The organism is Streptomyces sp. NBC_01197, from assembly GCF_036010505.1.
GTDB lineage: Bacteria > Actinomycetota > Actinomycetes > Streptomycetales > Streptomycetaceae > Streptomyces.
The window spans coordinates 5,477,016-5,499,609 of sequence record NZ_CP108569.1 but is presented as its reverse complement, the minus strand read 5'-3'; the positions used below and the strand labels follow the sequence as shown (position 1 = coordinate 5,499,609).

General features: G+C 70.3%; 20 protein-coding genes. 9 read left to right on the top strand and 11 right to left on the bottom strand.

Annotated elements, in window-relative coordinates:
• Nucleotides 1–130: 130 nt before the first annotated feature.
• The 4 genes from OG452_RS25290 (at nt 131) to mmsB (ending at nt 5,125) form a co-directional block, all read left to right on the top strand.
• Complete coding sequence (locus OG452_RS25290; protein ID WP_327297866.1) at nt 131–1,177, top strand: hypothetical protein; 1,047 nt, start codon at nt 131–133, stop codon at nt 1,175–1,177.
• A gap of 8 nt (nt 1,178–1,185) precedes the next feature.
• Nucleotides 1,186–2,292 carry a multiple monosaccharide ABC transporter substrate-binding protein gene (gene chvE, locus OG452_RS25285; protein WP_327299768.1) on the top strand — a complete coding sequence of 369 codons (1,107 nt, stop codon included), beginning with the start codon at nt 1,186–1,188 and terminating at the stop codon, nt 2,290–2,292.
• Between the two features lie 71 nt (nt 2,293–2,363).
• Nucleotides 2,364–3,884, top strand: a complete 1,521-nt coding sequence (gene mmsA, locus OG452_RS25280; RefSeq protein ID WP_327299767.1) for a multiple monosaccharide ABC transporter ATP-binding protein — start codon at nt 2,364–2,366, stop codon at nt 3,882–3,884.
• 5 nt (nt 3,885–3,889) lie between these two features.
• Complete coding sequence (gene mmsB / locus OG452_RS25275; protein ID WP_327297865.1) at nt 3,890–5,125, top strand: multiple monosaccharide ABC transporter permease; 1,236 nt, start codon at nt 3,890–3,892, stop codon at nt 5,123–5,125.
• A gap of 37 nt (nt 5,126–5,162) precedes the next feature.
• On the opposite strand, the gene OG452_RS25270 is transcribed toward mmsB, so the two are convergent.
• The 4 genes from OG452_RS25270 to OG452_RS25255 form a co-directional block, all read right to left on the bottom strand.
• The gene (locus tag OG452_RS25270; RefSeq protein ID WP_327297864.1) at nt 5,163–6,038 is read right to left on the bottom strand and encodes an SMP-30/gluconolactonase/LRE family protein; all 876 of its coding nucleotides are present in this window, start codon (nt 6,036–6,038) and stop codon (nt 5,163–5,165) included.
• The gene (locus OG452_RS25265; protein WP_327297863.1) at nt 6,035–6,805 is read right to left on the bottom strand and encodes an IclR family transcriptional regulator; all 771 of its coding nucleotides are present in this window, start codon (nt 6,803–6,805) and stop codon (nt 6,035–6,037) included. The genes OG452_RS25270 and OG452_RS25265 overlap by 4 nt, the downstream gene beginning before the upstream one ends.
• Before the next feature lie 271 nt (nt 6,806–7,076).
• Nucleotides 7,077–7,505 carry an organic hydroperoxide resistance protein gene (locus tag OG452_RS25260; protein WP_327297862.1) on the bottom strand — a complete coding sequence of 143 codons (429 nt, stop codon included), beginning with the start codon at nt 7,503–7,505 and terminating at the stop codon, nt 7,077–7,079.
• A gap of 64 nt (nt 7,506–7,569) precedes the next feature.
• Entirely contained in the window at nt 7,570–8,589 is a 1,020-nt protein-coding gene (locus tag OG452_RS25255) for an NADP-dependent oxidoreductase (RefSeq protein ID WP_327297861.1), read from the bottom strand.
• A 106-nt stretch (nt 8,590–8,695) separates the two neighbouring features.
• Between OG452_RS25255 and OG452_RS25250 the strand changes: the two genes are divergently transcribed.
• From OG452_RS25250 to OG452_RS25235, 4 genes are all read left to right on the top strand, one after another.
• A complete protein-coding gene (locus OG452_RS25250) occupies nt 8,696–9,127 on the top strand; it encodes a MarR family winged helix-turn-helix transcriptional regulator (protein ID WP_327297860.1) in 432 nt (143 codons plus the stop codon).
• Between the two features lie 83 nt (nt 9,128–9,210).
• Entirely contained in the window at nt 9,211–9,792 is a 582-nt protein-coding gene (locus OG452_RS25245) for a hypothetical protein (RefSeq protein ID WP_327297859.1), read from the top strand.
• 137 nt (nt 9,793–9,929) lie between these two features.
• Nucleotides 9,930–10,967: a rod shape-determining protein gene (locus tag OG452_RS25240; protein ID WP_327297858.1), complete on the top strand. Its 1,038-nt coding sequence runs from the start codon at nt 9,930–9,932 to the stop codon at nt 10,965–10,967.
• A gap of 102 nt (nt 10,968–11,069) precedes the next feature.
• The gene (locus tag OG452_RS25235; RefSeq protein WP_327297857.1) at nt 11,070–12,476 is read left to right on the top strand and encodes a GAF domain-containing protein; all 1,407 of its coding nucleotides are present in this window, start codon (nt 11,070–11,072) and stop codon (nt 12,474–12,476) included.
• Between the two features lie 15 nt (nt 12,477–12,491).
• Here the strand turns inward: OG452_RS25235 and OG452_RS25230 are convergent, their stop codons facing one another.
• The 4 genes from OG452_RS25230 to OG452_RS25215 form a co-directional block, all read right to left on the bottom strand.
• Nucleotides 12,492–13,805 (bottom strand): MFS transporter, encoded by a 1,314-nt coding sequence (locus OG452_RS25230; RefSeq protein WP_405560793.1) that lies wholly within the window; start codon nt 13,803–13,805, stop codon nt 12,492–12,494.
• 26 nt (nt 13,806–13,831) lie between these two features.
• Complete coding sequence (locus OG452_RS25225; RefSeq protein ID WP_327297855.1) at nt 13,832–15,850, bottom strand: ABC transporter permease; 2,019 nt, start codon at nt 15,848–15,850, stop codon at nt 13,832–13,834.
• A 171-nt stretch (nt 15,851–16,021) separates the two neighbouring features.
• Nucleotides 16,022–16,825 (bottom strand): molybdate ABC transporter substrate-binding protein, encoded by an 804-nt coding sequence (modA, locus tag OG452_RS25220; protein ID WP_327297854.1) that lies wholly within the window; start codon nt 16,823–16,825, stop codon nt 16,022–16,024.
• Nucleotides 16,826–16,997: 172 nt separating this feature from the next.
• Entirely contained in the window at nt 16,998–17,393 is a 396-nt protein-coding gene (locus OG452_RS25215; protein WP_327297853.1) for a TOBE domain-containing protein, read from the bottom strand.
• Between the two features lie 191 nt (nt 17,394–17,584).
• Here OG452_RS25215 and OG452_RS25210 point away from each other — a divergent pair, with 191 nt between their 5' ends.
• Nucleotides 17,585–18,004: a TOBE domain-containing protein gene (locus tag OG452_RS25210; RefSeq protein ID WP_327297852.1), complete on the top strand. Its 420-nt coding sequence runs from the start codon at nt 17,585–17,587 to the stop codon at nt 18,002–18,004.
• A 57-nt stretch (nt 18,005–18,061) separates the two neighbouring features.
• Here OG452_RS25210 and OG452_RS25205 read toward each other — a convergent pair whose 3' ends face one another.
• The 3 genes from OG452_RS25205 to OG452_RS25195 all read right to left on the bottom strand — a co-directional run bounded on the left by OG452_RS25205 (nt 18,062) and on the right by OG452_RS25195 (nt 22,490).
• Nucleotides 18,062–18,556 (bottom strand): molybdopterin-dependent oxidoreductase, encoded by a 495-nt coding sequence (locus OG452_RS25205; RefSeq protein ID WP_327297851.1) that lies wholly within the window; start codon nt 18,554–18,556, stop codon nt 18,062–18,064.
• A 173-nt stretch (nt 18,557–18,729) separates the two neighbouring features.
• A complete protein-coding gene (locus OG452_RS25200; RefSeq protein WP_327297850.1) occupies nt 18,730–21,669 on the bottom strand; it encodes a molybdopterin-dependent oxidoreductase in 2,940 nt (979 codons plus the stop codon).
• Nucleotides 21,666–22,490, bottom strand: a complete 825-nt coding sequence (locus OG452_RS25195) for an FAD binding domain-containing protein (protein ID WP_327297849.1) — start codon at nt 22,488–22,490, stop codon at nt 21,666–21,668. The genes OG452_RS25200 and OG452_RS25195 overlap by 4 nt, the downstream gene beginning before the upstream one ends.
• Nucleotides 22,491–22,594 lie beyond the last annotated feature (104 nt).

Here is a 22,594-nt window from a genome sequence, read left to right as displayed (position 1 = left end):
ATCCCATGTCCGGTCATCCCAGCCCCCGGCCTTCCCATGCCCACCAATCCGAACCATGTTCGGTATATCGGACGTACGTGACCGGTGCATACCCCACCGGACCCGGCCCCAGTATGCGAGGAACCCGCCTGTGACCGACGTATCAGCCCCTGTCCCCCGCCGCCCCGGCGAACGGGCGCTCGCCGCGCTCGGCCTCGCCGCGCCCGCGGCCGACCCCGCCGACGCCTCACCGCGCCGCTTCCCCGACGGCGGCTCCTGGCGCACCGAAGTTCCCTCCGTCGAAGGGCCTGAGGCGCTCGGTGTCGTACTCGAAGAGTCCGCCAGGCTTGATGTGCCGGTCCACCGCATCAGCCAGGGCAGCGGTGTCTGGATGCTCACGGACTCCGAGATCGGCGAGATGGTGGCCGCCTGCGCGGAGCGCTCCGTCGAGCTGTGCCTGTTCACCGGGCCGCGCGGAACCTGGGACATCGGTGCCGCAACGCGGACGGAATCGGGCGGCGCCGGGCTCCGCGCCCGGGGCCACGACGCCGTGGCCGGGTCGCTCGAAGACGCCGTGCGCGCCACCGAACTGGGCGTGAGATGCCTGCTCGTCGCGGACGAGGGGGTGCTCTGGTCGCTGCACAGGCTCCGGGCGGCGGGCGTGCTCCCCGCCGACACCACCTTCAAGGTCTCGGCGCTGATCGGCCCGGTGAACCCCGCCTCGTACGCCGTCTTCGAGCAGCTGGGCGCCGACTCCGTCAATATCCCTTCCGACCTCACCCTGGCCCACTTCACCGAGATCCGGCGGGTCTGCGCCGCGCCGATGGACCTCTACATCGAGGCACCCGACGACCTGGGCGGCTACGTCCGGATGTACGAGACGGCCGAGCTGATCCGGCGCGGCGCCCCGATCTATCTGAAGTTCGGCCTGTCGAAGTCACCCGGCATCTACCCGTACGGGGCCCAGCTCCGCGACCACACCCTCAACACCGCCCGTGAGCGGGTCAGGCGCGGCAGGCTCGCCCTCGATCTGCTCGCCAGGCACGGCGCCGACGGCGGTATGTCACCGCTCGGCTCGCGGCTGCCGGGACCTCTCAGCCGTTTCGCCGTCCCGCCGTCACCGACGGCGGCCCCCATCCCCAAGAACCTCTCCGCCAAGAATTCCTCCCCCTTGAATTCCTCCCCCGAGAAGGACTGATGACCGCCATGCGCCACACCCGCCGAGCCGCGTTCACCCTCGTCGCCGGATCACTGGCCCTCGCTCTCACCGCCTGCGGGCAGAGCAGCGACGGCGGCAGCAAGGAGTCCAAGAGCGGCGGCAAAGGCTCCACCATCGGGATCGCCATGCCCACCAAGTCGTCCGAACGCTGGATCGCCGACGGCAGCAACATGGTCAAGCAGTTCAAGGCCCTGGGCTACAAGACGGATCTCCAGTACGGCGAGGACGACGTCGACCACCAGGTGTCGCAGATCGAGAACATGATCACCAAGGGCGCGGACGTGCTGGTGATCGCGGCCATCGACGGCAACGCGCTCACCGACGTTCTCAAGCAGGCGGCCGACCAGCACATCAGGGTGATCTCCTACGACCGGCTCATCCTCGGCACCCCGGACGTCGACTACTACGCCTCCTTCGACAACGAGAAGGTGGGCGTGCTCCAGGCGAACTACCTCATCGGCAAACTCGGCCTGAAGAGCGGGAAGAAGGGCCCGTTCAACATCGAGTTGTTCGCCGGCTCACCCGACGACAACAACACCCGCTACTTCTTCGACGGCGCGATGAAGACCCTCAAGCCGTACATCGACAAGAAGCAGCTCGTCGTGCGGAGCGGGCAGACCAAGCTCGATCAGCTGACCACCCTGCGCTGGGACGGTGCCACCGCCCAGAAGCGGATGGACGACCTGCTCACCAAGTCGTATTCGTCCGCCCGGGTCGACGCGATCCTCTCGCCGTACGACGGGATATCCATCGGCATCCTGTCCTCGCTGAAGTCGGACGGATACGGGACGCCCGCCAAGCCGTACCCGGTGGTCACCGGTTCGGACGCCGAGGTGGCATCGGTGAAGTCGATCATCGCGGGCCAGCAGACCCAGACCGTCTACAAGGACACCAGGGCGCTCGCCAAGCAGGCCGTGCAGATGGCCGACGCCATGCTCCACAAGAAGAAGCCGCAGGTGAACGACGTCACCACCTACAACAACGGGAAGAAGGTCGTTCCTGCGTACCTCCTCAAGCCGGTCAGCGTCGACAAGTCCAACTACCGTGCCGAGCTGGTGGATTCGGGGTACATCAAGGCGAGTGACCTGAAGTGACCGGCGGCAGGCAGACACCCGGAGACAACGGCGGCACAGTGGCGCCCGGGAATCGCGCCCCGGTGCTGGAGATGCGCTCGATCGTCAAGACCTTCCCCGGCGTCCGGGCCCTCTCCGACGTCTCGCTGACCGTCGCCGAGGGCGAGGTGCACGCCATCTGCGGCGAGAACGGCGCGGGCAAGTCGACCCTGATGAAGGTCCTCAGCGGGGTTCATCCGCACGGGAGTTACCAGGGGGACATCCTCTTCCGTGGCGAGGACTGCGCCTTCAAGGACATCAGGGCCAGCGAGGCGCGCGGGATCGTCATCATCCACCAGGAACTGGCGCTCATCCCTTATCTCTCGATAGCCGAGAACATCTTCCTGGGCAACGAGCACGCCACCCGTGGCGTCATCAGCTGGAACGAGACGCTGAAGCACGCGGCGAAGCTGCTGAAGCGGGTCGGCCTCCATGAGCATCCGCAGACCCGGGTCGCGGACATCGGGGTCGGCAAGCAGCAGCTCGTGGAGATAGCCAAGGCGCTCTCCAAGGAGGTGGAACTCCTCATCCTGGACGAGCCGACCGCCGCCCTGAACGACGATGACTCGGCTCAACTCCTGCAACTCATACTGGAATTGAAGGAGCAGGGCATCACCTCGATCATCATCTCGCACAAACTCAACGAGATCTCCGCGGTCGCCGACTCCGTCACCATCATCCGGGACGGCCGCACCATCGAGACCCTCGATGTGAAGGCCCCCGAGACGACCGAGGACCGGATCATCCGGGGCATGGTCGGCCGCGACCTCGACCACCGTTTCCCCGAGCGCACCCCCTACGCGGGCGACCCGGGCGCGCACCCCGCGCTCGAAGTACGGGGGTGGACCGCGCACCACCCCATCGACCAGCAGCGCAAGGTGGTCGACGACGTCTCGCTGCATGTGCGCAGGGGCGAGATCGTCGGCATCGCCGGCCTGATGGGCGCGGGCCGCACCGAGCTGGCGATGAGCCTCTTCGGGCGTTCGTACGGGCGCAGCATCAGCGGGACCGTGCTGAAGGACGGCAAGGAGATCCGCACCAGGACCGTGCCCGAAGCGGTCGGGCACGGCATCGCCTATGTCACCGAGGACCGCAAGCAGTACGGCCTCAACCTCATCGACACCATCAGCCGCAACATCACCATGAGCGCGCTGCCGAAGGTCTCCCGGCGCGGTGTGGTCGACGAGCACGAGGAGACCCGGGTCGCCGAGTCGTACCGCAGATCCATGAACATCAAGGCCCCGACCGTCTTCGAGCAGGTCGGCCGGTTGTCCGGCGGGAACCAGCAGAAGGTCGTCCTGAGCAAGTGGATCTTCGCGGGGCCCGACGTGCTGATCCTCGACGAGCCGACGCGCGGTATCGACGTCGGCGCCAAGTACGAGATCTACACCGTGATCGACCAGCTCGCCGCCGAAGGCAGAGCCGTCGTCTTCATCTCGTCCGAACTCCCCGAACTGCTCGGCATGTGTGACCGCATCTACACGATGGCGGCCGGCCGGCTCACCGGTGAGGTCGCGCGGGCGGAAGCGGACCAGGAAGTGCTGATGCGCCACATGACCATGAACAAGAGGTAGTCGCCATGGGCCCGGTCACCACCGACACCCCGAAGGGCGCCCCACCGGCGCCGAACCCACCGCGCTCCGCCACCGGAGCCCTCCTGATGGACGCCGTGCGCCGCAATATGCGCCAGTACGGGATGCTGATCGCGCTCGGTCTGATCGTCGTCCTGTTCCAGATCTGGACCGGCGGCGTGCTCCTCAAGCCGAACAACGTCACCAACCTCGTCCTCCAGAACAGCTACATCCTGGTGCTGGCCATCGGCATGATGATCGTCATCATCGCGGGCCATATCGACCTGTCCGTCGGGTCCCTCGCGGCGTTCGTCTCCGCGGCCTGCGCGGTGATGATGGTCCAGCACAAGGTCCCCTGGGTGCTCGCGCTGATCGTGGCACTTCTCATCGGGGTGGTCGCCGGGGCCTGGCAGGGCTTCTGGATCGCCTATGTGGGGATACCGTCCTTCATCGTCACGCTCGCCGGGATGCTGATCTTCCGGGGCGCGACTCAGATCCTGCTCGGCTCGCAGTCGCTCAGCCCGTTCCCCGAGGGGTTCCAGAAGATCGCCACCGGCTATCTGCCCGCGGTGGGCCCGGACACGAACTACCACAACCTCACACTCCTGCTGGGGCTTGTGCTGATCGCGGTCGTGCTGGTGCAGGAGCTGCGCTCACGGCGCCGCGAGAAGGAGTACGCACTCGACGTCCTCCCGCGCGGTCTCTTCCTCACCAAGTGCGTGGCGATGGTCGCCGCCGTGGTGGCCTTCACCATGACGCTGGCGAGCTACCGCGGTGTGCCGGTGGTGCTGCTGGTACTGGCCGCCCTGCTCATCGGCCTCGGCTTCGTGATGCGCAACGCGGTCGTCGGGCGCCATGTGTACGCACTCGGCGGCAACCGGTCCGCGGCCAAACTGTCCGGTGTCAAGGACAAGCGGGTGACCTTCCTGGTCTTCGTGAACATGGGCCTGCTCGCGGCTCTGGCGGGCATCGTCTTCGCGGCCCGTCTCAACGCGGGCACCCCCAACGCCGGCGTCAACTTCGAACTGGAGGCCATCGCCGCGTCGTTCATCGGTGGCGCCTCGATGAGCGGCGGTGTCGGCACGGTTCTCGGTGCGGTCATCGGCGGTCTGGTGCTCGGCGTGCTCAACAACGGCATGTCCCTGGTGGGCATCGGCAGCGACTACCAGCAGGTCATCAAGGGCCTGGTGCTGCTGGCCGCGGTCGGCTTCGACGTCTACAACAAGCGCCGGGTCGGTTCGTAATCCGGCTGCTTCCCATCGGAGTCGACCACGCAGCCGCTCAGCCCGCGAAGGGCGGCTGCGGCAGGCCCTGCCCCGCGCCGGGTACGACCAGCAGAGAACCGGAGAGCGGGTGCGGGGCGGCGAGTCCGCCTCGGGCCGTACTGATGTAGAGGTCGCGCAGCGCCCGGCCGCCGAACGCACAGGCGGTCGGGCGCTGCACGGGCAGTGCGACGGTACCGTCCAAGGCGCCGGCCGGGGTGTACCGGCGGACGGCCGCGCCGTCCCAGAGCGCCACCCAGACGCAGCCTTCCGCGTCGACGGTGAGCCCGTCAGGGAAGCCGGCATCCGGCTCGACCGTGGCGAACGCCCTGCGGTTGTGCGGCAGTTCACCGTCGAAGTCGAAGACATCGATGCGCCGGGTCGGGGTGTCGATGTAGTACATGAGGGCGCCGTCCGGGCTCCAGCCGGTGCCGTTGGAGACACTGGCGGGCAGTGTCCCGGAGACCGTGCCGTCCGGTGCGATCCGGCTCAGCGTGCCGCCGCCGGTGACGCCGTCCGCGTAGGGCATGGTCCCGGCCCAGAGCGCGCCGTCCGGGGCGACCGCCGCGTCGTTGGCCCGTCTCCCCGGCACCGGGTCGTGCACCAGCCAGGAGAAGACGCCGTCGGGCTCGTAGAGCCCCACGCCGTCCCGGAGGTTGACCACCAGCCCGCCGCCCGCGCGCGGTTTCGCGGCGCCGACGTGCTGCTCGGTGGCCAGGACGGTGCGGCGGCCGGACACCGGATCGTAGGTGTGGACGCGCGCGGAGAGGATGTCCACCCAGATCAGCCGGCCGGCCGCCGCGTCCCAGGTCGGTCCCTCGCCGAGCTCGGCCCGTTCCCGTACCGCCACTTCCGGACGGCTCAGGCCCGCCCGCGGTGGCCGGTGGCGGTTCATGAGCGCCCCCGGTGGCCGAGCCGGGTGGAGAGTTCCGCCGCGCCGTCGAGCGCCAGCTGTGCCAGCTCGCGCTCGCGCTCCTCGCTCCAGCGGATCATCGGGACCGAGATGGAGAGGGCGGCGACGACCTGCCCCGAACCGTCGCGCACCGGAGCGGCCACACAGCTCACGTCCGGATTGGACTCACGGTGTTCGGCCGCGACACCGCGCTCCCTGACCAGGGCGAGCGCCTCCCGCAGGGCGGCCGGGTCGGTCACGCTGTCCGGAGTCATCGCGGAGAGTTCCCGCCCGGATATCCGCGCGGTCAGTTCGGCGTCGGGCAGCGAGGCGAGCAGCATCTTGCCGACGGACGTGCAGTGCGCGGGCAGCCGCCGCCCGGCGGCCGAGACCATCCGGACCGCGTGGGTGGAGTCGACCTTCGCGACGTAGATGACGTCGGTGTCCTCCAGGATGGCGACATGGACGGTCTCGTCGCAGGTCTCGGCGACCTCCCGGGCGACTCGCCGGCCCTCGGCCGCGAGGTCGAGCTGTTCCGCGTACCGGCTGCCGAGCTGGTACGTCCGTACGCCGAGCCGGTAGTGGCCGGGCTGCTCGGGTACCGGCACCAGATAGGAGCGGGCCGCGAGGGTGGTGAGCAGTTCGTGCACGGTGGTGCGCGGCAGCTGAAGTCTGCGGGTCACATCGGGCGCTGAGAGCGAACCGTTCCCTTCGAGGAAGAGCTCAAGTATGTCCAGCGCCCGGGTCACCGCCGGGACCAGTCGTCCCATGGTGGTCCACCCACCCCTTCTGTTCGGTACTCAGCGTTCGAAACTCCGGCCAACGGTCGGGATCACGAACACACGGTACGCACAGCGCAGTTCGGCGGGCAATGGCCCCGGCGGCGACCGGGGTGGCGGACCTTGCAGCACATTCGCCGCGTAACACCCGATACATGGCCAAAGGGCCGCCCCCGCTGGAGCGGGACGCTGTTGATGCGTCCCGCCGGAGCGGGTGCGGCCCTTCCTGGTCCCGGCCGGAGCCGGGGTCAGCGGGTCATGATCAGGCGACGGCCAGGTCGACCTTGATGTTGCCGCGGGTCGCGTTCGAGTACGGGCACACCTGGTGCGCCTTCTCGATCAGCGACTGCGCGGTGGCGGCGTCGACGTTCGGGATGGAGGCCGTGATGGTGACCTCCAGGCCGAAGCCGCCGGCCTCGGTCTTGCCGATGGAGACGGCCGCGGTCACGGTCGAGCCGGAGATGTCGGCCTTCTCCTGGCGGGCGACGACACCGAGCGCACCCTGGAAGCAGGCGCTGTAACCGGCGGCGAAGAGCTGCTCCGGGTTGGTGCCCGCGCCGCTTCCGCCCATCTCCTTCGGCGGGTTGACGACGACGTCGAGGTTGCCGTCGCTGGAGGAGACCCGGCCGTCACGGCCGTTCTCCGCGGTGGCGACAGCGGTGTACGCGACATCGATCTTCTGGATTGCCATGCGAGTTCCTTCTGTTGTGTACGCCGCGTCTCGCGCCCACGACCGCGGCGGCCTGGGGTCGAGACTACTGGTTGACCGCGACGATCATCTTCCCGGTGTTCTCACCGCGGAGCAGACCGAGAAACGCCTCGACGCCCTGCTCGACACCTTCGACGACCGTTTCCTGGTACTTCAGCTCGCCCGACGCGATCCAGCCGGCGACGTCCTTGACGAACTGCGGCTGGAGCGCGGCGTGATCGCCGACCAGCATGCCCTGGAGCCGCAGCCGCTTGCCGATGACCAGCGCGAGGTTGCGCGGGGCGGGAGCCGCCTCGGTGTTGTTGTACTGCGAGATCATTCCGCAGATCGTGGCACGGCCGTGCACGTTGAACGAGCTGATGGCCGCTTCGAGGTGCTCTCCGCCCACGTTGTCGAAGTACACGTCGATGCCGTCGGGGGCGGCCTTACGCAGCTGCTCCGCCACCGGGCCGTCCTTGTAGTTGAACGCCGCGTCGAAGCCGAGGTCCTCGACGAGGTGCCTGACCTTCTCCTCCGAGCCCGCCGAACCGATGACACGTGCGGCGCCCTTGATCCTGGCCATCTGGCCGACCTGGCTGCCGACAGCGCCGGCGGCGCCGGAGACGAAGACCGTCTCGCCCTCGTTGAAGGCGGCGACGTCGAAGAGACCGGCGTAGGCGGTGAGGCCCGTCATACCGAGCACGCCGAGGTAGGCGGAGAGCGGGGCGGCCGAGGGGTCCACCTTGGTGGCGTGCTCGGCCGGCACCTGCGCGTACTCACGCCAGCCGAGGCCGTGCAGGACGTGGTCACCCACCGCGAAGCCATCGGCGTTCGAGGCGATGACCTCGCCGACCGCGCCGCCGTCCATCGGCTTGTCGAGCTGGAAGGGCGGCGTGTACGACTTCACGTCGTTCATCCGGCCGCGCATGTACGGGTCGACCGAGAAGTAGAGGTTGCGGACCAGGATCCGGCCCTCGGCGGGCTCGGACACCGGGACCTCGCGCAGCGCGAAGTCCGCCGGGGTGGGCCAGCCGCCCGGTCGGGCGGTGAGGTGCCATTCGCGGCCGGTCGTGGGGAGTGCGGACATCGGTACAGCCTCCTGGGAAAGCTTCATGACATGAAATATCTACTGCCTGAAACAACCATGCTCCTGGATATTTTAGATTGTCAAGCATGTAGGTACGATGGTTGACATGACCACTCGTACAGACCCGCTGACCCTGGAAGTCGTCGAGCTCATCGGCGACGTCGTCGCCCGGTACCACCAGGAGTACGACGAAGCGGCGGCCGTGCACTCGCTCACGGGGGCCCAGGCGCGGGTACTGGGACTGCTGTCCATCGAGGCGATGCCCATGCGCCGTCTCGCCGGGCATCTGAAGTGCGAGCCGTCGAACGTCACGGGGATCGTCGACCGGCTCGAAGCACGCGGCCTCGCCGAGCGCCGCCCCGACCCCGCCGACCGCCGGATCAAACTCGCCGCCGCCACCGAGGCGGGCCGGCGGATCTCCCGGGAGCTGCGCGCCACGATGGACTTCGCCCGTGAGCCGCTGGGCGAGCTGTCGGCCGGGGAGCGGACCGTACTGCGGGACCTGCTGAAGCGGATGCTGGGGCGTACGAAGGGGTAGGACGGCAGGACCTCTTCGCCGGGAGGTGTCCGGACGCCGAGGACCGGATCCGGGCGCGCGTGCGGTACGGGCAGGATGGGTGTATGCCGCGATCAGGAACCCCGTTCGGACCGCTCGACTTCCAGCTGGTGCTGCTGCGCCGGATGGCCGACCATCAGCCGGGCCTCGTCGAGGACGCCCGGCGTGAGCTTGGCGTCACGCTCGCCGAGATGCGCGAGGCGAACCGGCGCTGGCAGGCGATGGTCCGTTCGCCCCGGTCCCGCGGGGCTGCTCAGCGCTACCGCTCGGTGCTCGGGGTGCCGTCCGCCACGGCCCGTCGAAAGATCGGCGACCTGGAGTGCGACGCCCTCCAGTGGCCGGTGCCGCTCTGGCCGGGACTGCGGTTCGAGGTGCTGACCGGTCCCGGCGGCGCGGTGTGGAACGAGTGGCTGGTCCGCGCCCCCGGCGCTGTCGCGCCGGCCCTGCGCACGGCGGACGACCTGCGGCCCTGGTCGTGCACGGTGGACGAGGCGGCCCGCGCCTTCGCCCCCGCCCGCCCGATGGAGGGCACCGCGCCGACCCGGTGGCGGCTCGCCCTCACACTGCCCGGCGGGCGCCCCGCCGTCGCCGAGTTCACCTGGGGGCTGCTCCAGGACGTACAACCCGGCGACACACCGCGCCAGTAGCTTGCTTTCCGGCGGGACGAGGGAGAACCACCCGGGCGGCTCAGTCCAGCGCGCGCACCGGTTGCGGCCGTCGCACGATGCGATGAGGACCGGCTGCCGCCGGTGCTCCGCCTCAGCCTTTCCCGGGAGATCGTGCCGTGACCGTCAGTCTTGATCAGCTGCGCCGTTGCCAGGTAGCCGTCGACCTCGGGGCCGCGCGGACCCGGGTGTTCATCAAGGGCATGGGCCTCGTCGTGGATGAGCCGAGCGTCGTCGCGGTGAACAGCCGCACGGACGCGCTCATCGCCGTCGGCGCCTTCGCCGAGCAGATGACCGGCCGTACCCCCGGCTACATCAAGGTGGCCCGCCCCGTGTCCGGCGGCACGGTCGTCGACATCGACCTGGCCCGGCGCATGCTGGGACAGCTCCTCGGCGAGAAGCTGCGGCGCAGGCTGCGGCGCACACCGATGCTGCGCGCCGCCGCGTGCACCCCGCACGAGTCCGACCCGCTGGCGCAGCGCGCCACCGTCGAGACCCTGATCGGTCTCGGCGCCCGGAAGGTCGAGCTGGTCGACACCCTCATCGCCGCCGCCGTCGGCTGCGGGCTCCCCGTCGACCAGCCGACCGCCACCATGATCATGGTCTGCGGCGCTGCGACCACGCAGATCGCCGTCCTCTCGCTCGGCTCGATCGTGACCGCCGAGCGGATCCCGGTCGGCGGCGAGGCCATCGACCGGGCCGTCGTGCAGCATCTGCGTCAGGCCCACGAGCTGCTGCTGCCGAGCCAGTCCGTACGACCGCTGCAACTGGCGCTCAGCGGCAACGGGCTGTCCCTGGGCGGCCCCGAGTTCACCGAGATCCACGGCAGGGACGTGGCCACCGGCCTCGCCCGTTCGGTCCAGGTCGACACCGCGGCCGTACGGGAGGCCATCCACACCCCGCTGACCGCCGTACTCGACGGCATCGGCCGGGTGCTGCGCGGCTGCCCGCCGGATCTGGTCGCCGACCTGTCGGACCGCGGCATCATGATGGTCGGCGGAAGTGCCCTGCTCCCCGGCCTGGAGCAGATGCTGCGCAATGCGACGGGGATGCCGGTGCACATCGCCGAGCGGCCCGACGTCTGCTCGGTTCTCGGACTCGGCGCGATGATGGAGGGAAAGCTCGCGCCCATGACGCTGGCCCCGCTGAACAGCTGACGCCGGCCCCGGTGAACAGCTGACGGGCCCGCTCACGGGCGCGCCGCGGCAACGGCCGAGCGGCACCGCAGGGCCTGCGACGATTCGGACCGGGGGACCACGATGACCGGTGACACACGGCTGCCGCTCCTCCTCGAAGCAGTGCTGAGCGTCGGTACGGATCTCGAACTGCGCGGCACACTCCAGCACATCGTGGACTCGGCGACCCGGCTGACGGGCGCGCGGCGCGCGGCGCTCGGGGTGGTCGACCCCGAGCGCGACCGCCTCAGCGACCTGTTCGCGACCGGCACCGACGGCGACGCCCTGGTCGGCCTCCCGGACGACACCCCCGGTCTGCTGCGGCTCCCGGTCCGGGTGCACCAGCAGGTTTTCGGCACCCTCTATCTCGCGGACAAGCACGAGGGCAGCTTCGACCTGGACGACAAGGCGCTGCTGCGGGTGCTCGCCGCGCAGGCGGGCATCGCGATCGGCAACGCCCGGCTGTACGAGACGGCCAGGCTCCGGGAGCGCTGGATCAAGGGGGCGGCGGCCGTCACCAACGCGCTGCTCACCGGCGAGAGCGCGACCGACGCGCTGACCACGGTCGCCGAACAGGCCAGGGTTCTCGCCGACGCGGTCGCCGGTGTGGTGCTCCTGCCGACCGGCAGCGGCGGCATGGAGATCGTCGCCGCCTCCACCTTCGAGGACCCGGGCGACCTCATCGGCGCCACGATCGCACCGGGCTCCCCCGTCCTGGTCCAGCTGCTCAGCGGGGACCCGGTGTACATCGAGGACTCGTCGACCGATCCCCGGATGACCACCCACGTACGCGCCCGCTTCGGGCCGAGCATGATGCTGCCGCTGCAGAGCGGCGGCAAGCTCATCGGCACGCTCGCGCTGCCCAGGCGGCGCAGCGGCCGCCCCTACAACGCGGCGGACCGGACGCTGGCCCTGCAGTTCGCCTCGCAGGCCGCGCTCGCGCTCGTACTGGCCGATGCCCGGCAGAACCGCGAGCGGCTCGCGGTATACGAGGACCGCGACCGGATCGCCCGCGATCTGCACGACCTCGTCGTCCAGCGGCTCTTCGCGACCGAGATGATGCTGGAGTCGACCCGGCGGCGGGCGGCCGGCACCGAGCTCGGTGAGCTGATCGGACGGGCGGTCGACGAACTCGACTCGACCATCCAGGACGTCAGGACCGCGATCTTCGCCCTCCAGCAGCCGCCGGCCGACGCCCCGTCGACGCTGCGCGGCCAGGTGCTGCGGGAGACGGACGGCGCCCGGGTGCTGCTGGGGTTCGCTCCGTCGGTGCACTTCCTCGGCCCGGTCGACGCGCGGATCACGGAGCGGGTCGGCGAGGACCTGCTGGCCGCCCTGCGCCGGGCACTCGCCCGCGCCCACCGGCTGCCGGACGTCTCACAGGTCGCGGTGGTGGTCGACGCGCGGGAGGACCCGGTACGGCTGACGGTCACGCACGACGGGACACCGGAGGCCGAGGACGGGAACACCCTGGTGTGGGAGGCGTCGTAGCGGCCTCGTGCCCGGTTACGGCACCGGCAACCGTGCGTCGTAGCGGAGGAAGCCGCGCCGGGTCAGGCCGAGCAGGGTGACCGCGGCGACACAGGCGAGACCGCCGCCGACCACGGCTGCGGCCGGGGTGGCCAGGTCGCCCGCCGAGCCCGCGAGGAAGTCGCCCAGGCGCGGGCCGCCCGCCACGACCACGATGAAGACCCCCTGGAGCCTGCCGCGCATCTCGTCCGGCGCCGCGACCTGCATCATCGTGTTGCGGAAAACCATGGACACGGTGTCCGCCGCACCGGCGAGCGCGAGGAAGAACAGGCCGAGCCAGAGGTTCCTGGTCAGGCCGAACACCGCGATGGCGAGCCCCCACCCGGCGACCGCGAGGACGATCGCGAGGCCGTGCCGGTGGATGCCGCCCAGCCAGCCGGAGAAGACCCCGCCGAGCAGCGCGCCCACCGCGGGCGCCGCGACCAGCAGCCCCGTGGTGCGGGCGTCACCCCCGTACCAGAGGACGGCCACCGCGGGGAACAGCGCACGCGGCTGGGCCAGGATCATGGCGCAGAAGTCGGAGAAGAACGTCATCCGGAGGTTGGGGCGGGTGGCCAGGAAGCGGAGTCCGTCCAGGACCGAGGCGCGGCTCTTCGATCCGGTGGCCCGGTCGGGGAGCATCGAGGGCAGCCGCCACATCGCGTACAGGGCGGCGACGAAGGAGACGGCGTCGATCAGATACGCGGCCTGGTAGCCCCAGAAGCCGACGATGAGGCCGCCGAGCATCGGCCCGATCAGCGTTCCGAAGGTGCTGGTCATAGAGGACAGGGCGTTGGCCGCGGGCAGTTGGTCGGCGGGCAGCAGCCGGGGGATCATCGCGGATCTGGCCGGGGCGTTGAGCGCGGCGCAGACGGACTGGAGGGCCACGATGCCGTACAGGAACCAGACATGGTGGAAGCCGGCGAACGCGGCCGACGAGAGCCCGACCGAGAGGACCGCGGACCCGAGGGCGCTGGAGAGCCCGAGTTTGCGACGGTCGAGGGTGTCGGCGACGGCCCCGCCGTAGAGGCCGAACGCGACCAGCGGCACCAGTGAGAAGAGGCCGACGAGGCCGACGGAGAAGCTGGAGCGGGTGAGGTCGTAGACCTGGAGCGAGATCGCCAGGGCGGTCATGCCCTGCCCGACCCAGGAGACGGTGTTGCCGAACCAGAGCCGCCGGAAGTCGGGGGATGTGCGCAGCGGGGTGAGGTCGGCGAGTATGCGCCGACGTATCGGCGTCTCCTTGGATGCGGGTATCGGGGTCACAGGGGATGCTAACCGGCCGGGCCCTCGGCCCCCGCTCCCGCACATGGCGGGCCCCTGATCCCTGAGACTGCCTAGACCTCGACCAGAGTGATCTCGGTGGCCTTGACGCTGGTCCACACCGGTACGCCGTCCGCGAGGCCGAGTTCGAGCGCGGCCTGCGGAGTGATCTCCGCCACCAGGTCGGGCGCCTCGGCCGAGGTGATGAGGACGCGGAGCCTGCTGCCGGCCGACGTGATCTCCCGTACGGTGCCGGGCCAGACGTTGCGCGGGCTGCCCGACGGCCTGTCCCGGTGGACGGAGACGGCTTCAGGCGCGATGATCGCCAGCGCCCTGACGCCCTCGTCGAGCCCGTCGGCGATGACGAGCCGTCCGCCGCCGGTGAGGGTCAGACCGTCGGCGGAGGCGGTTCCGGTCCAGGCGTTGCGGCCGAGCATCCTGGCCACCCAGGGCGACCGCGGGTGCAGGGTCACTTCGGTGGGCGGGGCGTCCTGGAGCGTGCGGCCGTCGTCCAGTACGAGGACCCGGTCGGCCAGCGAGACCGCCTCCACCGGGTCGTGGGTGACGATCAGGCAGACACCGGCGAAGCCGCTGAGATGCGTACGCAGGGTGTGCCGCACATGGGCCCGGGTGGTCTGGTCGAGCGCGGCGAGGGGCTCGTCGAGCAGCAGCAGCCGGGGGCGGGCGGCGAGCGCCCTGGCGAGCGCGACGCGCTGGGCCTGGCCACCGGAGAGCTGGGAGGGCTTGCGGGCGGCGAGATGGCCGACGCCGAGCCGGTCCAGCCACTGGCCGGCCTCCCGGCGCGCCTCGGCACGCGGCACCCGGCGCGACCGCAGGCCGTACGCGGTGTTGGTGAGCGCACTCAGATGCGGGAAGAGCGCGCCGTCCTGCGGAACCCAGGCCACCCCCCGGCGGTGCGGCGGCAGCGGACTGACGTCGATGTCGCCGAGCCGCAGCTCCGCGCGGGCGCGCGGGGTCAGGCCGAGGAGGGCGCGCAGCAGGGTGGTCTTGCCCGCGCCGTTGGGGCCGACGACCGCGATGGTGGTGCCCGGCTCGGCGTCGAGCGTCAGCTCGTTGAAGCCGGTGACCACCGCGTGCAGCGGCCAGCGCTCCTGCGGGGGCGGGGAGTTGGGCCCCAGGCTCTTGGCTTCGCGGCCGGCCCCGTCCGTGCCGCCCGGCGCGCCACCGGTCGCGGGGTCGGCCGGTCCGAAGCCGGGGAGCGGCCGGCCGGTCTCGTCCCCGATGTCGTCGGCCGGGCGTGCGGCTTTCCCGGTGCGCGTGGACGTACCGCCGGTCCAGCGCCCGCGCAGGGACACCAGGACCGCCATCGCGATGACAAGAAGCAGCAGAGATACGGAAGTTGCGGCCGTGGGTGAGTCCTGCAGCAGGAGATACACCTGCAACGGCAGCGTCTGTGTGGAGCCCGGGAGGTTCCCGGCGAAGGTGATGGTCGCCCCGAACTCACCCAGCGCCCGCGCCCAGGTCAGCGCGGCGCCCGCGGCCAGCCCCGGCGCGACCATGGGCAGGGTGACGGTGAAGAACACCCGGACCGGCGAGGCGCCGAGCGAGGCGGCCGTCTCCTCGTAACGGGGCCGCAGCCCGGCGAGCGTGCCCTCCAGGCTGATGACCAGGAACGGCATCGCCACGAAGGTCGCCGCGACCACCGCCCCCGACGTGTGGAAGGGCAGGGTGATGCCGAAGGTGTTCTCCAGCCAGGGTCCGAGCACTCCCCGGCGGCCGAACCCGAGCAGCAGCGCCACTCCCCCGACGGTGGGCGGCAGCACCATCGGCAGCAGGACGAGAGAGCGTACGAACGCCTTGCCGGGAAAGTCGACCCGCGCGAGCACCCAGGCCAGCGGCACCCCCAGGAGCAGCGAGACGCCCAGGGCGCAGAAGGAGACCTCCAGCGACAGCCGCAGCGCCTGAGTCGTGTCCGGGCTGGTCAGATTGGTACCGAGCTCGCCCCATGAGGTGCGCGCCAGAATGCCGATCAGCGGCATCAGCAGGAACCCGACCCCGATCAGCGCGGGCACCGCGAGGGCTATGGGAGAGCCGGTGCGCGGTGTACGGGCGCGGGTGCGGATGCTTCTCATCGGGGTTCCTGTGATCGGGATGCCAGGTGCGGGATGCCGACAGTCGGCGTGCGGGAGCCGTGGCCGCGCTCCGTACAAGGCGAACCCGTACGGGGCTGTCCAGTGTCGTGCTGCAAGGACAGCCCCGTACGGCCGAGTTGGGCGTGATCCGGCTCTACTGCGACTGCTCCACTACGGCTTCTGGAAGCCCGCGCCCTGGAGGATCTTCTGCGCCTCGGGGGTGTCGAGCCAGGCGACGAACGCGGCGGCCGCGGCCGAGTTCTTCGATCCCTTGACGGTCGCCGCCGGGTAGGAGGCGACGGCGTTCTGCGCGTCTGGGATGGTGACCGTGTCGACCTTGCCGGGCGCCGTGGCGGCGTCCGTCCTGTAGACGATGCCCGCGTCGGCCTCGCCCAGCTCGACCTTGGACAGGACTGCGCGGACGTTCACCTCCTGCGAGACCGGCTTGACCTTGATCTTCTGCGCGTCCAGCACCTTCTTGCTGTAGTTGCCGACGGGCACCTGGGGCGCGGCGAGGACGACCTTCAGCTTGCTGTTGGAGAGGTCCTTCAGGCTGTGGACCTTGTCCGGGTTGCCCTTGCGGGTGACGATGACGAGCCGGTTCTTGGCGATGATCTCCGGCTTGCCGACCTCGGACTTCACACCGTCCATGGTCTTGGTGTCCGCGGTGACCAGCGCGTCGGCCGGGTCGCCCTGCTTCACCTGGGTGGCGAGGTCCTGGGAGCCTGCGAAGGAGTACTTGATCGTCGTGCCGGGGTGCTCCTTCTCGTACACCTTCTTCGCGGTGCCGAAAACATCGGTCAGCGAGGAGGCCGCGAGGACGGTCAGATCGGCCTTCGGCGTGCCGGAGGCGGCGGCCTTGGCGCCGGTGTCCTTCTTGCTGTCGTCCTTGCCGCCGCAGGCGGCCAGCGGCAGCAGCAGGGCCGCCGTCACGATCGCGGTGGCGGTACGGCGTCGGGTGAAGATGCGGGACATGAGGGTGGGACTCCTTGAGGGACGGGCGGCAGGGATGCTGCCCGAGCGAATGGGGATGAGCCACGCCGAATGGGGGCCTCCCGGCTCGGGTTGCTCCGAGGCTTCGGGGAAGGGCGACGCCGCTGCGTTGGGGAGCTGGTTGCGGGAGCGGGCACCTGAGCCGGCACGGGGCTCAGGTCCTGTCGATGTGCACACTGGTCGACTTGACGCGGGCGGTGGCCTGCATACCGACCTCCAGGCCGAGTTCCTCGACGGCCTCCCTGGTGAGGAGGGATACCAGCCGGTGCGGGCCGGCCTGGATTTCCACCTGGGCCGCCACATCGCCGAGTTTCACGGCGGTGACGATGCCCGGGAAGGCGTTGCGCGCCGAGGTGTAGGACGCACCGTCCTCGCCTGCGGTGATCTGCCCGATCTCGATCGAGAAGGCGGCGAGATCGCGTCCGTCGATGAGTCGGCGGCCGGCTTCATCGCGGTGGGTCGCGACTCTGCCGGCATCCGCCCAACGACGAGCGGTGTCGGGGCTGACGCCGAGCAGACGAGCCGCCTGACCGATCGTGTAGGACTGCATATGCGGAAAGATATGCCGAGTTGGCTCGCATTTGCAATTCATCAGGCGAAGCTATATGGCAGATGCCACAGCCCTTGGAGGAAGACCCGAAGCGCCGTTCGGCGACAGAGGGTGCACATGGGAGCGCGAGCGAGAGGGGAGGGACGTAATATCTCAAATCCGACACCCCACTCTGTGTGCGAGGTTCCTCCATGTCTCTGAGCATCCGCAACCAGCTCCCCGGCACCGTTACCGGCATCACCGGCGGAGCGGTCATGGCGACCGTCAAGGTGCGCCTCGGCGGCGGCCAGGAGGTCACCGCCGCGATCACCCTGGAGGCGGCGCGGGAGCTGGGCATCGCCGAGGGGGTCGCCGTACGGGCCCTGATCAAGTCCACCGAGATCTCCCTGGCGACCGGCACGGTCACCGGGCTGAGCATCCGCAACCGGCTTCCGGGCACGGTCACGGACGTCGCGACGGGCGGGGCCATGGCGAGCGTCAAGGTCGCGGTCGAGGGAGCCGAACTGACGGCCGCCATCACGAAGGAGTCGGCCGCCGAACTCGGTCTCGCGCCGGGCTCGTCCGTTGTCGCACTCATCAAGTCCACCGAGGTCTCCCTCGCCTCGACCTGACGGCGGCCACTACGGACACGGACACGGCTGGTGGTAGGGGTACGGGTACAGCCGCGGCTACAGCCCGGCGAAGGCGAAGGTGCCGACCCAGACACTCGTGATCGAGCTGATGTAGCGCGCGCCGCAGCGGTCGGACGGGACCACCAGCTGGCTGCCCGCCATGTCCAGGCCGCGCCCGTCCATGGCGGTGGCCAGCAGGATCGGCGAGTCCGCGAAGTCCGCGTCGATCTCCGCCCAGGACAGCACCGTACGGTGCCCGTCCCCGCCGGAGACGGCCAGCAGGAAGCGGGAGCGGTCCTTGCGCCGCGCCGGGTCGAAGGCCGGCCGGGCGTCGCCGATGACGTCGCGCAGCAGCGGCCCTTCGAAGGTGTGGTGCTGCGGGCCGTTCTTGGCACAGTCGAAGACGACATCCGCCCGGCGCTGCCCCCACCGGGTCCGCAGATCCGCCACCGTCAGCGCTGCGGGCCGGGCCAACTCCCCCTTGAGTACAAAGCTCTTGGGCGCCAGGGGGGCAGCACGGACGGAGCGAGACGGTGCGCTGATTCCACTCATGGGGTTCCCCCTCCAGACGGGCCACTCGGCGTCCGCCGTTGCCTGGAGCCCATGATGCCCACCGCATCGGGGCCTGAACCACATATGCGGGACGATTCGGCCTATCAAGCTCGCTGATAGGACTGAAATGAGCTACGGCAGGCGGCAGACGCGAGATTTCCGATGGGGTGGCGCTACTCATCAAGACCCCGGGCCCGCCGGTCCATGGCACGCCATACGCGGTCGCGGGTGACCGGAAGTTCGGTGAAGCGGATGCCGGTGGCGTCCCGCAGCGCGTTCGCCAGGGCCGGGGCAACCGGGTTGAACGGGCTCTCACTCATGGACTTCGCGCCCAGCGGACCGATCGCGTCATCGGTCTCCATGAAGTGCACCTCGGTACGGGGCACATCGGCGTAGGCGGGCAGTCGGTACATACGGAAGGCGGGCGTGGTGACCTGGCCGCGCTCTCCGAGCCGTACGTTCTCGAAGAGCGTGGCACCCAGCGCCTGGGCCACTCCGCCTTCGACCTGGCCACGGCACTGCATCGGGTTCATCACCTTGCCCGCGTCCGCCGCGTGCACACTGCGCAGGATGCGGATCTCTCCGCTGCCAGGGTCGACGGCGATCTTGAACCACTGGGCGTTGAAGGCCACCGAGCGGGGTGTGCCGCCGAAGTGGCCGTCCTCGGCGAGTTCCTGGCCCACGGCCTGCGCGGCGGCGTACAACTCTTTGAGCAGCAGACGGCGTTCGCCGCACTCCACTGCTTCCTCGACCAGTCGGCAGTCCTCCTTGGCCACCCCGAGATGGGCGGCGGCGAAGGCCAGCAGCGACGCGGCGAGCGCCTGCGACGCCCGCAGGGTCGCCTTGCCCGCCACCACGGTGCCGGTCGAGCCGAAAGCGCCTGTGTCGTGGCGCACCACATCCGTGTCCGACTGGCGAATGGTGATCTGGTCGACGGTGGTGCCGAGTTCGCCCGCGGCGACCTGCCGGTGCACGGTGGTGGTGCCGTTGCCGAACTCGGCCGTACCGACGGCGAGATCGAAGGTGCCGTCGGCGAGGAGCGTGACACGTGCGTCGGCGATATGGCCGCCGGGCGGTCCGGTGGCGATCATCGAGAGGGCCGAGCCCTCGCCGACGAGCCACCCGTCGGGCACGGAACCGCCCGGCGGCGGGGCCTGCGGGTCCGCCGCCTTCGCCTGCTTCTGCTCGTTCTCCCTCCCCCTCTCCTGCTCCTGCGCCGCGCGGACGATACCGAGGCACTGGTCGAGCCCGTAGCTGGCGATGTGCAGGTCCTCCTCCTCACCGTCGGCGGTGATCATGGGCTCGCCCGCCTTGATGATGTTGCGTGCCTTCAGCTCCATCGGGTCCATGTCCAGCCGCCTGGCCAGCTCGTCGAGCACGGACTCCATGCCGAAGACGACCTGCCCGAGCCCGTACCCACGGAACGCGCCCGCCGGAACGGCATGGGTGTAGACCGAGTAGCCGTCCGCCTTCTTGTTGGGGCAGCGGTAGACCGACAGGGACTCGCCGCAGGCGTGGAACATCACGGCCGGGCCGTGGTTCCCGTAGGCCCCCGTGTTGGAGACCACCCGCAACTGGAGCGCGGTGAGCGTGCCGTCGCGCCGGGCCCCGGCCTTGATGCGGATACGGAACGGATGGCGGGTGGTGGCGCCGTAGAATTGCTCGGCCCGGGTGTACTCCAGCTTGACCGGGCGCCCCGTCCGCAGCACGGCGAGCGCGACGATGTCCTCGACGATCATCTCCTGCTTGCCGCCGAATCCTCCGCCGACCCGGCCCGCGACCACGCGTACCTTCTCCAGCGGCAGTTCGAACAGGACACATAGTGCGCGCCGGGTCAGGAACGGGGTCTGGCTGCTCGACCGCACGACCAGGCGCTGTCCGTCCGGCGGAGCGGGAATCCCCTCGGTGCGGCCGGCGCCCGCTTCTCCCTCGGCACTGCCGGCGTGGCCGGCGCCCTCCGTGTCGCCGGTCCTGCGCACCCTGTCGGCCCCTACGGCGGAGCCCGTCTCGCCGCCCGCGCCCTCCTCCATGTCCTCGAACCAGGCGACCGCTCCGTGCGTCTCCAGGCTGGCGTGCTGCACCCGCTGGGTGCGGAAGTCCTGCTCGTACACCACATCGGCCTCGGCGAACCCGGCCTCGACGTCGCCGATCTCCCCGTGCGCCTCGCCGACGACGTTGTCCTGCGGGCGGGCGATGCGGGCCTGCTTCGCGTCCTTGGCGTGGACGACGGGGGCACCCGGCAGCATCGCCTCCTCCGGGTCGAAAACGGCGGGCAGTACGTCGTAGACGACCTCGATCCGGCGGCAGCCCTCCTCGGCGGCGCCCTCGCTGTCGGCGACGACCGCGGCGACGCGCTGGCCGACGTAGCGCACGGTGTCGTCAAGCAGCCGGGTGTCGTCCGGGTCCTCTTCGGGGTGTTCGTGGCGCGCCGTTGAGTACAGCCGCTCCGGCGCGTCGTAGTGGGTCAGGACGGTGTGCACGCCGGGCACCCGCAGTGCGGCCGAGGTGTCGATGGAGACGATGCGGGCGTGTGCGTGCGGGGAGCGCAGCAGCTTCATGTGCAGCAGCCCCGGCACATCGATGTCGAAGGTGTAGCGCGCGGTGCCGGTGACCACCTGCGGTCCCGCCGGGGCGGGCAGGCTGCGGCCGACGGCCTTGCCCGCGCAGGGCGCCTCCGCGTGCTTGACCCCCCTGATGGAGTCCTCGATCGCCCGGTAGCCCGTGCAGCGGCACAGGTTTCCCTTGAGCGCCCTGGGCAGGTCGGTCAGCTGGTCCTCGTCGAGCGCCGCGGTGGTCATCAGGAACCCGGCGGTGCAGAACCCGCACTGGAAGCCCTGCGCGTCGAGGAACTTCTGCTGTACGGGGTGGAGTTCGTCGTCCTCGGCCAGCCCCTCCACCGTGGTGACCGAACGGCCTTCGGCCCGTACGGCGGGGTAGAGGCAGCTGTGCACGGGCTCGCCGTCCACATGCACCGTGCACGCCCCGCAGTCCCCCGCGTCGCACCCCTTCTTCACACCGAACCAGCCGCGGTCCCGCAGATAGGTCCGCAGACACTGTCCGGGACGGGGCTCCGCATCGAACCGCTTCTTGTTCACTTCGATCTCGTAGGTCATCGCACACCGCCCTCGGTGAGTTCGGAACGGATCTCCTCGGCGAGACGCAGCGCCATGTGGCGGCGCCACTCGGGGAGCCCGTGGATGTCGTCGAACCAGTCGTCGTCCTGGACTTTCCGCAGGATCTCCGCGCGTAGCCGGGCCGCCGTCGGCGGCAGCGGGAACCAGAACCGGAACGGCCGTACGGTCGAGGCCGTGACCGTGATGGCCAGCGAGCCGTCCACCGGGTCGAGCGCACCGACGATCAGCGCGCCGGAGCGGCCGAGCCCGTAGAGCGACGCCTGACGGAACGCCGTACGGGAGGCGAGCGCGCGGGCGGGCAGGGTGACCGAGCGGAGCAACTCCCCCTGGCCCAGGTTCTTGACCCCGGCACCGATGATGAAGTCCGTGACCGGCAGGCGGCGCAGCGATCCGTCCTGCGCCCGGAGCAGGCAGACGCCGTCGAGAGCGGCGGTGAGCGAGATCATCGGGCCGGCCGGCAGACCGTTGCAGAGGTTCCCGCCGAGGGTCGCCATGTTCCAGATCTTGAATGAGGCGAGGAACGCCCGGCAGCACTGCTCGACGAGCGGCGCCGCGGGGGCCGGCCAGGCCTTCCCGAACCGGGAGAGCTGCGCGATCGTGCAGGTCGCCGCGATCTCCAGATCGCCGTTCGGCAGTTCCTTCAGCGGCTCCCAGCCCATCCGGCTGAGATCGATCAGCCGGCGCAGCCGGGGCTGGGGCTCGGAGAAGAGGTAGGTGCCGCCGCCCAGCCAGTAGTCGCCGGGGCGCCAGGCCGGTCCGGTGCGCGCGTCGCACACCTCGGCCACCGTATTGAGATCCATACCGCTCCCCCCTTTTCCTTCTCCGGGTTTCCTTCTCCGGGTCTTCGTTCTGCCGGTTCGTGCCCGGTCGCGCCGCCCGGGGTTTCCGCTCCCGGGTTTCCGCT